Origin of the sequence: Haemophilus parahaemolyticus (assembly GCF_018373095.1) — a bacterium.
In the GTDB taxonomy this organism is placed as follows: Bacteria; Pseudomonadota; Gammaproteobacteria; order Enterobacterales; family Pasteurellaceae; genus Haemophilus_A; species Haemophilus_A parahaemolyticus_A.
In genome coordinates, this window is sequence record NZ_JAHAHT010000038.1 from 1 (window position 1) to 14,366 (window position 14,366).

Genomic DNA, 14,366 nt, shown 5'->3' on the forward strand with positions numbered 1-14,366 from the left:
CACAAACGCGTGCAGCAATTGAAGAGGTGATCGAAGGGTTAGACAACGGCACTTACCGCGTGGCGGAAAAAATTGACGGCGAATGGGTTACGCATCAATGGTTAAAAAAAGCGGTTTTACTTTCATTCCGTATTAACGACAACCAAATTATTGACGGTGCAGAAACCAAATACTACGACAAAGTGGGTTTAAAATTTGCAGACTACACCGAAGAGCGTTTCGCACAAGAAGGCTTCCGTGTGGTGCCTTCTGCAACGGTGCGTAAAGGGGCATACATTTCTAAAAACTGTGTGTTAATGCCATCTTATGTGAACATCGGTGCATATGTTGGTGAAGGCACAATGGTGGACACTTGGGCAACCGTAGGTTCTTGCGCTCAAATTGGTAAAAACGTTCACTTATCAGGTGGCGTGGGTATCGGTGGCGTATTAGAACCATTACAAGCAAACCCAACCATCATCGGCGACAACTGCTTTATCGGAGCACGTTCTGAAGTGGTTGAAGGTGTGATCGTAGAAGACGGCTGTGTAATTTCAATGGGCGTATTTATTGGTCAATCTACTCGTATTTACGATCGCGAAACAGGTGAAATCCACTACGGTCGCGTACCAGCTGGTTCTGTGGTAGTGTCTGGTAGCCTACCATCAAAATGTGGTAAATACAGCCTTTACTGTGCAGTAATTGTGAAAAAAGTAGATGCAAAAACTTTAGGTAAAGTGGGCATCAACGAATTACTTCGTACGATTGAAGAATAATTTTTAAATGTAGGGAGTGTGAACCCTTGGTTCACGCACGTAAGCGGTCTATTTTCATAAGAAAAGGCAAAACGTGTGTGGATTTTTCAAATCACACCCCTATTCTAGTGCAACATTGGAGGCACTATGACCACCTACAATCTACGCTTAAAAGCTAAAAACGAACTTACTCCTCACCCCACCGCCCAATACTGGCGAAAATGCCAAGTTGAAGAACTTTTCGATTTACCTTTTATGGATTTAGTCTTCCGAGCGGCAAGCGTTCACCGTGAACATTTCAACCCTAATGCCATTCAACTTTCTACTTTGCTTTCCATCAAAACAGGTGGCTGTGCGGAAGATTGCGAATACTGCCCGCAGTCCGCTCGTTACGACACAGGCGTGGAAAAGCAAACGATGCTCGATGTGGAATATATTGTCGAAAAAGCCAAAATCGCTAAATCCCGTGGTGCAAGCCGTTTCTGTATGGGGGCAGCGTGGCGAGGACCGAAACCGAAAGATATTGAAACCGTCTCAAACATCATTCATGCAGTGAAATCTCTTGGTTTAGAAACCTGTGGTACTTTCGGTATGTTGGAAGAGGGAATGGCGGAAGATTTAAAAGACGCGGGCTTGGATTACTACAATCATAACCTCGATACTGATCCAGAACGCTACAATAAAATTATCCATACCCGTTCTCATGATGACCGAATGGACACACTCGGCAAGGTGCGTCATGCAGGCTTGAAAATCTGCTGCGGGGGCATTGTGGGAATGAACGAAACCCGTGCTGAACGTGCAGGCTTAATCGCTAGCCTTGCGAACCTCGACCCGCAGCCTGAAAGCGTGCCGATTAACCAATTAGTGAAAGTGGCAGGCACACCGCTGGAAAATGCGGAAGATTTGGACTGGACTGAGTTTGTTCGCACCATCGCTGTTGCGCGTATTACAATGCCAAACAGCTACGTTCGCCTTTCTGCAGGCAGAAGCAATATGCCAGAATCAATGCAAGCCCTTTGCTTTATGGCGGGTGCAAACTCAATTTTCTACGGCGACAAATTGCTTACCACCGAAAACCCAGAAGAAGATGGCGACCGCTTGTTAATGGAAAAATTGAACTTGTATCCTTTGGCGTATGAAACGGAGCCTGAAACGGATCACAAACAAGAGCTTTGGCAAAATGTATCAGACAAATAAGGAATAATAGACAAAATTGCCCCATACTATTGAGCGTGGGGCATTAAAATTACTGAACAAAACCCACTAATTTATACACTTCATCAAGTGTTTTCTTCGCATGGGCACGAGCTTTTTCTGCCCCTTCACGATAGATTTTTTCAAGCAATGCTTCATCTTGACGGAAATGATTATAGCGTTCTTGCAAACCTTTAAGCAATTCGGACACTTGCGTTGCAACTTCTGTTTTTAAGTGTCCGTACATTTTGCCTTCAAATTCTGCTTCTAATTCGGCAATTGTTTTGCCTGTTACTGCAGACAAAATATCCAATAAGTTAGATACACCCGCTTTATTTTTCTGATCATATTTCACCACAGGTGGTTCATCACCATCGGTCATTGCACGTTTGATTTTTTTCTCCACCGATTTCGGATCTTCTAAAAGTGTAATCACGTTGTTGCGGTTGTCATCTGATTTCGACATTTTCTTGGTCGGCTCAAGTAGCGACATTACACGTGCACCCGCTTTCGGAATAAACACTTCAGGCACAGTAAATACAGGTTCAATCACGTTGCCTTCAGCATCTTTTTTGCCATATAACGCATTGAAGCGGTTGGCAATATCGCGCGTAATTTCAAGGTGCTGTTTTTGGTCATCGCCTACTGGCACTTGGTTAGCTTGGTAAAGCAGAATATCCGCCGCCATTAACACGGGGTAGGTAAATAAACCTACGTTCACATTTTCTTCATAGCGGGCTGATTTATCTTTGAATTGGGTCATTCGGCTCATTTCACCAAAATAAGTGTAGCAGTTTAATACCCACGCTAATTGCGTATGTTCTGGCACGTGCGATTGAATGAAAATAGTACTTTTGTTTGGGTCAATCCCGCTTGCTAAATAAAGGGCAAGTACATCTAAAGAGGCTTTACGTAAGGCTTCTGGATCTTGGCGCACGGTGATTGCGTGTAAATCGACGATACAGAAAAAACATTCGTGATCGTCTTGCATTTTCACGAAATTACGTAATGCACCGAGATAGTTGCCGATGGTTAATTCACCTGATGGCTGAATTCCACTAAATACAATAGGTTTGCTCATTTTTTATTCTCTTTAATATGAAGTTAAAAACGCTGTTATCTTAACTTTTCCCATCATTTTTGTAAAACGCCAATCGTTTTTAACCGCTTGTAACGAAAATAAAGAATTTACCCCCAAAGTCGTTGATTTTTTGTTACAATTATGAGCATTTATAGCTATAAATTTAAAAATAGAGAAAAGGAATGAACACTAGCACGTTTAACCGTTCTTGGGCAAAAGTAATTTTAAATGCCGTGAACCGCTACGGCGTGAAACATTTTTGTATTGCTCCAGGTTCACGCTCCACTCCACTTACATTGGAAGCATTGCAACTACAACAAGAAAAACTCGCACAATGCCATAGCCATTTTGACGAGCGTGGTTTGGGCTTTTTTGCATTAGGCATTGCCAAAGCGACTAAAGATCCCGTTGCAGTAATCGTGACCTCAGGAACAGCGGTCGCGAACCTTTATCCTGCCATTATCGAAGCAAGTTTAACTCATCAAAAATTGATTGTGATTACGGCAGATCGTCCAACCGAATTTATCGGTTGTGGAGTAAACCAAGCAATTGAACAACAAAACATTTTTGCGAATTATCCAATTGCAAGCCTTAATTTGCCAAAAGCAACAGAAAACTATGCGGCTACGTGGCTAGTTTCAACTGTGGAAAATGCTTGCGTGAAACAACAGCAAGAGAGCGGTGTTATTCATATCAATGCCCCATTTGCTGAGCCTCTATATGATGCGGACGAAGCTGCGATTGCAAATAATGCGTGGCTTAGCCCAATTCAAAGCTGGTTGAATAATCCACAAGCAAAATGGCTCGATCATCAACAGATCCAAGCGGAAGTATCAATGCACGCTAACTGGGATTACTGGCGAACTAAACGTGGAGTAATTGTGGTCGGGCAATTGCCTGTTGAGCAAGGCATCGGGATTAAAACTTGGGCGGAAACGCTCGGTTGGTGTTTGATTACCGATATTCAATCTTGCGTGGATGCTAGCCTACCTTACGCAGATATTTGGCTTTCCAACAAAACTGTGCACGAGCTTTTATTGCAAGCGGACATTGTGATCCAGTTCGGTTCTCGTGTGATCAGTAAACGCGTAAATCAATTCCTTGAAGCCTTTAAAGGTGAATTCTGGCAAGTGGATGAATATCAAGACAACATTAATCCGTTCTCGCATCACCAAACGCGTTTTGTGGCGAAAGCTCATCACTTCTTACGTGTGCATCCGCCACTTCGTCAAAAACCGTGGCGATTAGAACCGCTTGCGTTGTCGCAATTTTGTACCGATTTCATCGAAAAACAGATTGGTGGCGGTTTAAACGAAGCTTCATTCGCCCATCATTTGCAAGATGTGCTTGTGCCAAAAGGTAATCTCTTCTTAGGCAACAGCTTGTTTGTACGTTTAGTTGATGCCCTCTGCAAATTACCTGAAGGCTACCCCGTTTACACCAACCGTGGAGCGAGCGGCATTGATGGCTTAATTGCTACTTTTGCGGGGATTGCCAAAGCAAGCGAACAAACAACCGTAGGCGTGATTGGCGATATTTCTGCCTTACACGATTTAAACTCGATTGCCTTACTTTCGCAAATTAACCAACCGACCTTATTGTTTGTTATCAATAATAGTGGTGGGGCAATTTTCGATATGTTACCTGTAGATAGCAAAGCAAAATCGCAATTCTACCGCTTGTCGCACAACCTCGAATTTGGACAAATCGCCACGATGTTCGGTATTGAGTATATCCGCCCATTTACTTGGGCAGACTTGAAAGCGAAGCTTAAATTAGCCTATAACCGCCGTGGTGTGACTTTAGTTGAAATCAAAGTGAATGACCAAGATGGAAGCAATTTGTATAAATCGCTCATCAAACAAATTTCACAAGCGGAAATTGCCTAATGTTAGCAAGCACTTGGCATTCAAACAGAAACAACGGGCAAGCAGTGCCCGTTGTTTTTTTACATGGCTTACTCGGTTCGCAAGGGGATTGGCAAGGTGTGCTTACTCTTTTGCAAAATTTCCCACAATTTCGACCGCTTACTATTGATCTCCCTTTTCACGGCAAGAGTGAAAATATCGCCTGCCAAGATTTTGCCGATCTTAGAGCTCAACTCCACCAAACTTTGATAACATTATTAGGCGATACCCCCTTCTTTCTTGTCGGCTATTCACTGGGCGGACGCGTTGCCTTGGATTACACCTTTCACGCCCAAAATCCACATTTACTCGGCACGATTTTAGAAGGGACAAACATCGGCTTAAAAACTGAAGCTGAACGAAAAGTCCGCTGGCAAAACGATCAATATTGGGCAAATCGTTTCCGCACAGAGCCGATCACGCAAGTATTAAACGATTGGTATCAACAGCCTGTTTTCGCTCATCTGGACGCTTGCAAGCGGTCAATTTTAATCAAGAAACGACAAAATAACTCAGGTGAAAATATCGCCCAAATGTTGGAAAGCACAAGCCTTGCTAAGCAGCAAGATTATTCAGATTTACTCAAAACTAATGATAAAAACATCATTGTTTTTATCGGTGAAAAAGATCAAAAATTCCGTCAAATTGCGATAGAAAACCAGCTGTCGTATATATTGATTGCTAATGCTGGGCATAATAGCCACGTGGAAAATGCGGAGGGGTTTGTAAAAAACTTAGTTGAAGAGCTGATAGTACATAAAAACAAAATATGGAGAAAAATCAGTGAATAGCCCAAAATCTTTAAATTTTGTACTCTGTTTAATGCTTGTCTTGATTATCAGCTTTGCGATTTACCATCAACTTGATAATTTCATCGCACTCAAAAATGCGGATGGTATTCTTACCGATATGCGTTCGCTGGTGCTGCTAGATATTCGCTTACCCCGCATTGGTTTAGCCATTCTCACGGGTGCTGGTCTTGCGTTGGCAGGGAATGCGATGCAAGGGATTTTCCAAAATCCGCTGGCTGCAAGGCTCTTTGGTGTGGGCGAAGCTTGATACGCTCTTGATTTCCTTGCCTATCGTGTTGCTCGGCTTAGTTTGCTTATATCGCGAACGCCGTTATATTGACTTGCTCACCTTGGGCGAAGAAACCGCTTCGACCATGGGCATCGATCCTAAACGCAGTTTTTTCATCACCACGTTCGGTGTTGCCTTATTGGTTGGTGCTACCATTCCGCAGACGGGAACGATTGGTTTTATCGGTTTAATTGCCCCACATTTTGCTCGCATTTTATTGAAAAAACGTCCTTCGCAACTTTATCTCACCAGCGGTTTGCTTGGTGCTTTATTGCTGCTCATAGCAGATATCTGCGTGCAATATATCCCGCTTTTCTCGCACATTTATATCGGCACACTCACCGCCATCATCGGTGCACCGTGCTTGATTTGGATTTTGATTACGGAGCAACGTAAGTTGGCAAGATAATGATAAAAATTGAACACCTTTAACAACCTTACGGCTTAATTGACATCACTTGTAAGCTCCCCTAAGGCAAACTTATTGGCATTATGGGTGCAAACGGCGCGGGCAAATCGACCTTGCTCAAAACGATTGCTGGCATTTTACCTATCACAAGCGGTGAAATTTGGTTCAATGATTGCAAATTAAGCCAAATGAGCGCGGCAGAAACAAGCAAACAGCTTGCTTATCTTGCTCAAAACACGCAGATTCATTGGGATTTATCCGTTTATGATGTGATTGTACTTGGCTTAGCACAACCGCTTCCTACTACCAAAGAGCGATCAAAAATTGTGGAGATTTCGAAAAAATTTTCGATAGCCCATTTGTTAGATAAATCTTTCCACCAGCTTTCAGGCGGCGAAAAAGCTCGTGTGCAACTGGCTCGTTGTTGTATTAAAAATGCGCCTTTATTGCTTGCTGATGAACCCATTGCTCCGCTAGACCCGTATTATCAGCTCGACATCATGGAACAGCTCAAATCTCTCATACCTAAACATACCGTCGTGGTAGCGATTCATCACTTATCACTTGCATATAAATTCTGTGATGAAGTAATTTTGCTGGATAAAGGAAACATCATCACCAGTGGCGAAACGCAAAAGGTGTTAAATGCAAAGAATCTTGCAAGAGCGTTTGGAGTGAGGGCTGAGTTTGATGTTGCAAGAAGAGAAGTTTTGGGGGTCGAAAAACTGGATGTTAAGGAAATACTTTAATTTCAACCCCCAATCATAGATTAACCACCTTTACAGTTTAACCAAGCAATTTTGGTTCCATTGTGATCTTTATAATAAATAGAACTTTGTTGGCGAGCCATAAGCTCAATATGATTGCCTTGAATAGCATTATAGGAGCGATAAATGACTTCAAATCGAGTGCCATTAGCATTCAAGGTAAGAGTTGTGATGTGATCAAATGGCTCTGCTTTTCCACCATTTAGCTGAAAATAAAATCCAAAATTGTCTTTTTTACGACTCTCTTTTGAAAGTGGAAAATAAGTTGTTAAGGATGTTCTAGAGCCCGTTTCTAAATTTTTGCAAACATAATAGTAGCGTTTATAATCTGTATTGTTATTGAGCTCAGATTGAGTAATATTCTCTTTTAAAAAACGATGTTGCTGAGATTGTTCTGTTTTTTGTTTATGTGGTGTAATGGTACAAGCGAATAAGCTCATTACGCTAATAATGAGCAGAGCCTGTTTTAAGTTATTTTTCATATACTATTAAAGATTATTTTTTACTAAATCGATTATTTAAAATCTGTGATATACGTTGAAAGTGTAATTTATCATATTGTTTAGGAAATTCAACATATTCAATATTCGCTTTTCGACAAGCTTCTTTTTTAATCGCATCGCGTTCAATAGCATCGTTCTGATAATGCCCTCCTCCTTGGTATTCAATCACAATAACAGGATGACCAGACATATCAATAATCAAAAAATCAACTCTTTTTCCATTAATTAAACGGAAAGCCAAGTTATCTGGTGTTTGAATAAATTCTCCCATCGCTACTTGTGAAAATAATCGATATTTTTGCTTAGCATCTGTGTTTTCAAGTAATGCGACAAGTTGGGTATATAATTTATACTCACTTTTATTCATTAAAGGCTTAGATTTAAATTCAGATTTTGCAATAGTATCTAATTTTGAATATGAAAATGTACTATTTTCAGTATGATTAGGTTGAATAATAGACACTCTAGGTTCAATTCTGTATGAGATTTTATCTTTTTTCTTTTTTGTAAATAAAGCTTTCATTAAGATAACTAAAAAGGTTAAAGAAATAAGTGACATAAACAGCTGATTTTTTAATAATTGTTCAAATAACATTTAATTTACCTTTACATATATTTATTAAATTAAGAATGCTCTATAGCTTCATCATTTACAAGCAATTAAATCAAAATGGCATTAGATTTATCATTTTTATAGTTCAAAGTACATTATGAATAATTCATTTTTCGAACGTGCTCGAAAAAATACAATATTTCTTTAAGAGATTTTCAGTCTAAAATGATCGCAATCGTTTGCCTAAAGCGGTATAATTTGCCTAATTTTTTACATTCACTTCAAATAGGATCTCAAAATGCAAATCAGCTTAAAAAAAATCTACTCTGGCAAAGTGCGTGACTTATACGAGATTGACGACAAACGTATGCTTATGGTGGCAACAGATCGCTTGTCTGCCTTTGATGTTATCTTAGATGAGCCGATTCCGCATAAAGGCGAAATCTTGACCCAAATTTCGAATTTCTGGTTTAATAAATTAGCCGATATTATGCCAAATCATTTCACGGGCGATTCTGTATTTGATGTGTTACCAAAAGAAGAGGCAGAGGCAATTCAACATCGTGCGGTGGTGTGCAAGCGTTTAACACCAGTGAAAATTGAGTCTATCGTACGTGGTTATTTAACGGGTTCTGGCTTAAAAGATTACAAAAAAACAGGCACGATTTGTGGTTTAGCTTTGCCAGAAGGGTTAGTGGAAGCAAGCAAGCTACCTGAGCCGATTTTTACACCATCAAGTAAAGCGGAAGTGGGCGATCATGATATCAATATTAGCTATGAAGAGTGTGAGCGCCAAATCGGGAAAGCACTTGCTAAACAAGTAAAAGAGGCAGCCCTTGCACTTTACACCAAAGCGGCTGAATATGCGTTAACAAAAGGCATTATTATTTGCGACACGAAATTTGAATTTGGTTTAGATGAGAATGGTGTATTAACTTTGATGGATGAAGTACTCACGCCAGATTCAAGTCGTTTCTGGGCGGTAGAAAACTACACAGAGGGCACAAATCCACCATCATTCGATAAACAATTTGTGCGTGATTGGCTTGAAAATAGTGGATGGAATAAACAAGCTCCTGCACCGAAAATTCCACAAGAAGTGATTGAAAAAACGGTTGTGAAATATCAAGAAGCATTGGATTTGTTGACTAAATAGTCAATTTCAAAAATGAAGGGGAATGGCATATAAATGGCATTCCCTTTATATTTGTAAAGATAATAAATCTTGCTATTTTACCCAAAACTGTCCTTTGGATAATTTATAAATCGTTAAACTGATCAAGCCTAAAATCATCAAATTCGCAAATACGAAAGCGAAAATCGCAACGCCTGTGAGCACATTGGCATGGTAAAACGCAATTGCACTATTTGCCATGGATGCTAAACCGAATGAGAAACCCCAAAAGCCGATATTTAAGCCTTTTTCTGCAATCCACGGTAGCAAACGAATAAGGAAAAAGAGTTGTAGGAAGCCATAGCCCCACAGAATTTTCACGAAAGTGTCGATTTCACCGTGATTCACCGCCAAGTAAGCTGATGCCCCAACGAAAGCAGGGGCAAGGATAATCCCCATCGTTGCTCGGAAAGGGGGCTCAACCGATGAAATCCGCAAATGTTGCAGCAACACTGGCTCGAAGATAATCCACGTAATTAAACCTGCTCCGAAGAACAAATAGCCCAAGTCGTGATAGCCAATTAATGCAAGCGAGCTGGCACTCGTAAAGTTAGCGGCTACCGCAGGCAAATAGAATGGTGGACGGGTAGATTTCTGTTCAAAAACGCCGCCTTTCCATAATTCACCAATGCGAATAGATGAAAAGAGCAACTGCCCAACCGTGCCAATCCAGATTATTACCTCAGCTAACAGCGGTTGCCAGCGATAGAGAATATCTGCGACCAGCATTGTCGTAATCGGAATTAACGCCAAAAATGAGAACCGCACAGGGCAACGATATTCTTCTAAAACTTCGTGTTTAAAATAGCGGAGTTTATACAGGTAAAGCCCAATAAATAGAAGCCATACAAGAATAGCGCTAACACCTAAAATATCGCTGATGGTTTCAGCAAGCGGGGAATGAGCGAGGTGTGCCCAGGCAAGAGAAAGTGCAGCCAAGCCAAGCGGGATACTAAAATAGCCCGTTGGCAATGGGAATGGTTTGTTTGTGGTCATGTATCCTCCTGAAAAGTTAAGAACAGTTTGAGTATAGCACTTGTGTCAAGAGGAAATAGATAAAATTTTTTAAATTTTGGTGAGATCAAACATCGCTAAATCAATCACATCTGGCGTATTGTAGAATTTTGCCAATGCTTTGCGCAGGGTTTCCGCACGTTTTGGTAAGTAACCACGCTCTGCGTAAACTTTCACTTGATTATAGACTGCTTGTTTGAAAGCAGAGTTGTCGCCTGGATTGCCAGAGAGGTTATCTGCGCTGGCAAAATAACGGAAACCTGCAGTGGTTGCTAAGACCCATTCGATCGCTTGTGGTTTAACTTCCACTGATTCAAATTCTCGTTGGCGTTCGGCAGAGCGACCATCTGGTTCATACCAATAACCAAAATCTTCCAATTGGCGGCGTGTTTCACCCGCTACGAGCCAGTGCGAAATTTCGTGCAAAGCGCTGCTGTAATAGCCGTGAGCGAATAAAATCACGTGATATGGACGCTCTGATTTTATGCCATCTTCCTCTAAAAACGCAGGTAAGTAGATAGGATAATCGCCCCCTTTTTCTAATCGGGTATTGTATTCTGTTGCAAAACATTCATCGAAAATGCGGATAATATCTTCGATTTTGTGGTTATCTTGGTTCATTTTGTATTCTTCTTATTTTTATGCTGACATAAATAAAAAAACAGATTAATGTGCTGCTTGATAAAATTTCATCGCCTCTGGAATTAACCGTTCCAAATTTCTCTGGCGATCTGCATTAGATGGATGAGTCGAGAAAATCCCACCGCCACCACCGCTTGCTTTGCTCATTTTTACCCACACATTAGGAGCTGCTGAGGGGTTATAGCCTGATTTTGCCATCAACATTAAACCAACTTCATCTGCTTCTGTTTCTTGGCTACGAGAAAAAGGTTTCGTGGCAATTAAATCAGTGCCCATACTTAACATCCCTTGTGTATCCACTCCTGTTGTTGCAGTAACTGCTGCATCAGCGATCTGTCCAACGACACCTGTAATCATCGTAACTGTACGTGAAGATTTTCCATGTTCTTGCAAAGCGTGAGCCATTTCGTGCCCCATTACAGTCGCAATCTCATCGTCATTCATATTGAGCTTTTCAATTAAGCCCGTGTAGAACCCCATTTTGCCTCCTGGCATTGCCCAAGCATTAAGTTCATCACTGCGAAAAACAGTAATTTCCCATTGAAATGGCACGCCCGTTTTATTTTCTTGTTCTGCATAAGGTGTCATTCGATTAAAAACATGATGAATACGTTGTGAAGTCACTGAATTTGTATCAATAGCCTTTACATTTTGTTGTTTCATTTGGAGATAGCTTTGAGAAGCTTCAGCATTAATTTGTTGTGTACTCACACAAGCGGTCAAAAAAGTGCTAAATATTGCAACAAATGTAATTTTCTTTAATGCTTTCATTTTATCCTCATTTAAAATATCGTCTTTGATTGTGAAAGACAGAAAACGATGCAATTATAGCCTAACTTCCCCTAAATTTGATGTAAAAATGACAAAATCAGGATTTAAGTTTAAACAATTTTTTATCGCCCACGATCAATGTGCGATGAAAGTGAATACCGACGGCATTTTGCTCGGTGCAATGGCGGAGGTAAACAATGCCAAGCGTATTCTCGACCTCGGTACAGGTACAGGGTTGATTGCGATAATGCTTGCACAGAGAACCACTGAAGATTGCAAAATTACCGCTCTTGAATTAGAACCTAATGCTTATCAGCAAGCGGTTGAAAACGCTCAATATTCTACATGGGCAGATCGAATTGCCGTTCAACAGGGTGATGTTTTGACAATAGTATTTGCCGAAAAATTTGATTTGATTGTGTCCAATCCCCCTTATTTTAGCGGTAGTCTTGCCAGCAAAAATGCCACTCGAGATCTGGCTCGCAGTGCTACTCAGAGCCATTTGGCTTGGTTAATGCAAGCAAAAAAATGGCTCGCTGAAACAGGAAAAATGAGCTTTATTTTGCCTACTCAAGAAGCGGAAAAATTGCTTGTTCAAAGCCAAACAAGCGGTCTGTTTTGCACAGAGATTTGCAAAATTATTACCAAAGCAGGACAGATACCGAAGCGAATGATTTTAACCTTTATGCACCAAAATCAGCCAAGAAGAGAAAGTGAATTGGTCGTTTATGATGAACAAAATCAATACACGTCAGCATTTGTGACACTAACCCAAGATTTTTATTTAAAGATGTAGAAAAAATGAAATTATATTTAGGCATTATGTCGGGCACGAGCTTAGACGGTGTAGATTTAGCGTTAGTTGATTTTAAGAATGGAGCGAAATTAGTGGCAAGTGGTTTTGTGCCAATGCCTAAAGATTTACGTGCAGATTTGTCAGCTTTACTAAAATCAGGCGAAACTTCATTACAAAAATTAGGTGAAATCGACCATCGCTTAGGTGTGTTATATGCTGATTGTGTGAACGACTTTCTGGAGAAAAATCAGCTCAAACCAAGTCAAATTGAAGCGATAGGTTGCCACGGGCAGACGGTTTGGCACGCTCCGCAAGGCAACTTCCCATTTACGATGCAAGTTGGTGATATGAATATTGTTGCTGCCCGTACAGGTATTACTACTATCGCTGATTTTCGCCGTAAAGATATGGCGTTTGGTGGACAAGGAGCACCGCTCGTACCTGCTTTCCATGAGGCGATTTTTGCTCACTCAAATCAATTTACTGTAGTGCTCAACATTGGTGGAATTAGCAATATTTCGGTACTCAATCCAAATGTAGAAACTATCGGCTACGATGTGAGCGTAGGCAATGCGTTGATGGATGTGTGGATCGAAAAACATTTTGGCAAGCGTTACGACAAAAATGCTGAATGGGCAAACACAGGCGAGGTCATTCCTGAATTATTGGCGGAAATGTTGAGTGAGCCGTTCTTTCAATTACCCCCTCCGAAAAGCACAGGACGCGAGCTGTTTAACCTTGAGTGGTTGGAAAAGCAATTTGCAAATTTAGATGAAAAATCGACCGCTTACAAAGCAGAAGATGTACAACGCACCTTGGCAGAATTTACTGCACAGAGTGTCGCTCGTGAATTGTTGCAGTGGAATAATGAGCCAAATAAAGTACTGTTAGTATGTGGCGGTGGGGCGAGAAATCCTCTCTTGATGGAGCGTTTTCGTGCTTTGCTGCCTAATTGGCAGGTTGGTACAACTAATGATTATGGTGTGGATATTGATTACGTTGAGGCGATGGCTTTCGCGTGGTTAGCATTTCAAAGAATGGAAAATTTACCAAGCAATATGCCAAGTGTAACGGGCGCATCGCAAGCGGTTAGTTTGGGAGTGATTTTTCCGAAATAATATTTGAGTAGATCACTAAAATTAAACCGCTTGTTTTTTGATAAATTCAATCTCAAGCGGTTATTTTAGCAGAAATCTATCGATTCACCCACCAACTTGCTACACCTAACACCACGGAAAAAATCAGTAGCCAAACAAGTTGGAGTTTATTACTTTGGCGGTTGATTTCTTGGTTGATTTTTCTGCGTTGTTCAAGTTTTTGGCGGTAAATTTCTAAATCAGCTTCTTTAAATGAAAAACCACAATGTGGGCAAGCCTGCACACTCTCACTAATTTTTTTTCGACATTCAGGGCAATGATGTAATGCCATAATAATTCCTTTTTACTTAATTTAGGGCTGAGTTTGACTCACAAGCGGTCATATTTTATCAAAAATTTGTAATTTTTTTTGTTTTTACCCTTGAAGGGGGCTTTTTTGTCCTTATTTATGGTTTCGTCTGAATGAGTGAGGCAGCAAATTCGCTCCATTCTTTCTCTATTTTCACTCACAAGATTTTTAAAAACTGCCTTGAAATAGAGAAAAGCAGCCCTATCTTGTGGGTACTCAATTAAGTAACAAATTTTTAGAAGGAAAGTTATTATGGGAAAAATCATTGGTATTGACTTAGGTACAACAAACT

Annotated in this window: 14 protein-coding genes and 3 pseudogenes; 9 read left to right on the forward strand and 8 right to left on the reverse strand. The window is 40.7% G+C overall.

The window, feature by feature from the left end; translation table 11 throughout:
• A partial coding sequence (gene dapD, locus KH943_RS05355; RefSeq protein ID WP_304108611.1) for a 2,3,4,5-tetrahydropyridine-2,6-dicarboxylate N-succinyltransferase occupies positions 1-755 on the forward strand: 755 nt, incomplete at its 5' end.
• A gap of 126 nt (positions 756-881) precedes the next feature.
• Entirely contained in the window at positions 882-1,934 is a 1,053-nt protein-coding gene (bioB, locus tag KH943_RS05360) for a biotin synthase BioB (RefSeq protein ID WP_304108613.1), read from the forward strand.
• A 49-nt stretch (positions 1,935-1,983) separates the two neighbouring features.
• Here bioB and trpS read toward each other — a convergent pair whose 3' ends face one another.
• Complete coding sequence (gene trpS / locus KH943_RS05365; RefSeq protein WP_304108616.1) at positions 1,984-3,012, reverse strand: tryptophan--tRNA ligase; 1,029 nt, start codon at positions 3,010-3,012, stop codon at positions 1,984-1,986.
• 182 nt (positions 3,013-3,194) lie between these two features.
• Between trpS and menD the strand changes: the two genes are divergently transcribed.
• From menD to KH943_RS05385, 4 genes and pseudogenes are all read left to right on the forward strand, one after another.
• The gene (gene menD / locus KH943_RS05370; protein WP_304108619.1) at positions 3,195-4,901 is read left to right on the forward strand and encodes a 2-succinyl-5-enolpyruvyl-6-hydroxy-3-cyclohexene-1-carboxylic-acid synthase; all 1,707 of its coding nucleotides are present in this window, start codon (positions 3,195-3,197) and stop codon (positions 4,899-4,901) included.
• Entirely contained in the window at positions 4,901-5,710 is an 810-nt protein-coding gene (menH, locus tag KH943_RS05375) for a 2-succinyl-6-hydroxy-2,4-cyclohexadiene-1-carboxylate synthase (protein ID WP_304108622.1), read from the forward strand. The genes menD and menH overlap by 1 nt, the downstream gene beginning before the upstream one ends.
• A pseudogene (locus KH943_RS05380) lies at positions 5,703-6,408 on the forward strand (FecCD family ABC transporter permease). The gene menH and the pseudogene KH943_RS05380 overlap by 8 nt, the downstream one beginning before the upstream one ends.
• A 38-nt stretch (positions 6,409-6,446) precedes the next feature.
• Positions 6,447-7,157 (forward strand): annotated as a pseudogene (locus KH943_RS05385) (ABC transporter ATP-binding protein).
• 20 nt (positions 7,158-7,177) lie between these two features.
• On the opposite strand, the gene KH943_RS05390 reads toward KH943_RS05385, so the two are convergent.
• Together KH943_RS05390 and KH943_RS05395 are read right to left on the reverse strand one after the other, a co-directional pair.
• Positions 7,178-7,657 carry a hypothetical protein gene (locus tag KH943_RS05390; protein WP_304108624.1) on the reverse strand — a complete coding sequence of 160 codons (480 nt, stop codon included), beginning with the start codon at positions 7,655-7,657 and terminating at the stop codon, positions 7,178-7,180.
• Between the two features lie 13 nt (positions 7,658-7,670).
• A complete protein-coding gene (locus KH943_RS05395; protein WP_304108627.1) occupies positions 7,671-8,273 on the reverse strand; it encodes a DUF2726 domain-containing protein in 603 nt (200 codons plus the stop codon).
• Between the two features lie 256 nt (positions 8,274-8,529).
• On the opposite strand from KH943_RS05395, the gene KH943_RS05400 reads away from it, so the two are divergent.
• A complete protein-coding gene (locus KH943_RS05400) occupies positions 8,530-9,387 on the forward strand; it encodes a phosphoribosylaminoimidazolesuccinocarboxamide synthase (RefSeq protein ID WP_304108629.1) in 858 nt (285 codons plus the stop codon).
• 72 nt (positions 9,388-9,459) lie between these two features.
• Here KH943_RS05400 and tehA read toward each other — a convergent pair whose 3' ends face one another.
• The 3 genes from tehA to KH943_RS05415 form a co-directional block, all read right to left on the reverse strand.
• Positions 9,460-10,401: a dicarboxylate transporter/tellurite-resistance protein TehA gene (tehA, locus tag KH943_RS05405; RefSeq protein WP_304108630.1), complete on the reverse strand. Its 942-nt coding sequence runs from the start codon at positions 10,399-10,401 to the stop codon at positions 9,460-9,462.
• A 69-nt stretch (positions 10,402-10,470) separates the two neighbouring features.
• Complete coding sequence (locus KH943_RS05410) at positions 10,471-11,040, reverse strand: elongation factor P hydroxylase (protein WP_304108633.1); 570 nt, start codon at positions 11,038-11,040, stop codon at positions 10,471-10,473.
• Between the two features lie 45 nt (positions 11,041-11,085).
• Positions 11,086-11,832 carry a M48 family metallopeptidase gene (locus KH943_RS05415; RefSeq protein ID WP_304108635.1) on the reverse strand — a complete coding sequence of 249 codons (747 nt, stop codon included), beginning with the start codon at positions 11,830-11,832 and terminating at the stop codon, positions 11,086-11,088.
• An 88-nt stretch (positions 11,833-11,920) separates the two neighbouring features.
• Here KH943_RS05415 and KH943_RS05420 point away from each other — a divergent pair, with 88 nt between their 5' ends.
• Positions 11,921-12,628 carry a tRNA1(Val) (adenine(37)-N6)-methyltransferase gene (locus tag KH943_RS05420; RefSeq protein WP_304108638.1) on the forward strand — a complete coding sequence of 236 codons (708 nt, stop codon included), beginning with the start codon at positions 11,921-11,923 and terminating at the stop codon, positions 12,626-12,628.
• Positions 12,629-12,633: 5 nt separating this feature from the next.
• The gene (locus tag KH943_RS05425; RefSeq protein WP_304108641.1) at positions 12,634-13,746 is read left to right on the forward strand and encodes an anhydro-N-acetylmuramic acid kinase; all 1,113 of its coding nucleotides are present in this window, start codon (positions 12,634-12,636) and stop codon (positions 13,744-13,746) included.
• A gap of 76 nt (positions 13,747-13,822) precedes the next feature.
• Here the strand turns inward: KH943_RS05425 and KH943_RS05430 are convergent, their stop codons facing one another.
• Both KH943_RS05430 and KH943_RS05435 read right to left on the reverse strand, forming a co-directional pair.
• Entirely contained in the window at positions 13,823-14,056 is a 234-nt protein-coding gene (locus KH943_RS05430; protein WP_304108644.1) for a zinc ribbon domain-containing protein, read from the reverse strand.
• A gap of 38 nt (positions 14,057-14,094) precedes the next feature.
• A pseudogene (locus KH943_RS05435) lies at positions 14,095-14,366 on the reverse strand (hypothetical protein); the annotation flags it as partial.